At 62.0% G+C, this 526-nt stretch carries 1 protein-coding gene; it reads left to right on the forward strand.

All coding sequences use genetic code 11. The features are described 5' to 3' along the window. Nucleotides 1–526 (forward strand): immunoglobulin-like domain-containing protein (locus ABE456_RS28495; protein WP_346646908.1); only part of this gene is annotated, 526 nt, incomplete at both ends.

The raw sequence follows: 526 nt of genomic DNA on the forward strand, positions 1-526 counted from the left end.
CACCATCGACGAAGTGGTGGCGACCCTGACGGCCACTGAGTCCGTGAGCGAAGGCGGGGTAATCACCTACACCATCACCCTGACCAACGCCGACGGCCTGCCGATCAACAAGCATGGCGAGCTGACCTTCACGCTGAACGACGGCAAGACCGTCATCACGGTGCCGGCCAATACCGCTACCGGCTCGATCAACGTCACTGCCCCGGACAACGTCTACACCGGTAATAACCCGGCGATCGTCAAGGCGATCGACACCGTGACCGGCGCTGATGTCGGCAAGTTCGAACAACTGACTCTGAACAAGACCCCGGTCAGCACTACCGTGACCGACGAGCCGGGCTCGGGTACTCCAGGCACCCCAGGCCACGAGAACCAGGGCGACGTGGTGCTGGTCACCATCACCGCCAACCAGGAGTCGGTGGCCGAGAACGTCAAACCGACCTTCACCGTGCACATCAACACCGTGCTGGATCATGACCTGCTCGTGACCCTGAGCAACGATGCGGTGGTGACCATCAAGGCGGGT

Origin of the sequence: Pseudomonas sp. TWI929 (assembly GCF_039673335.1) — a bacterium.
Lineage (GTDB): Bacteria > Pseudomonadota > Gammaproteobacteria > Pseudomonadales > Pseudomonadaceae > Aquipseudomonas.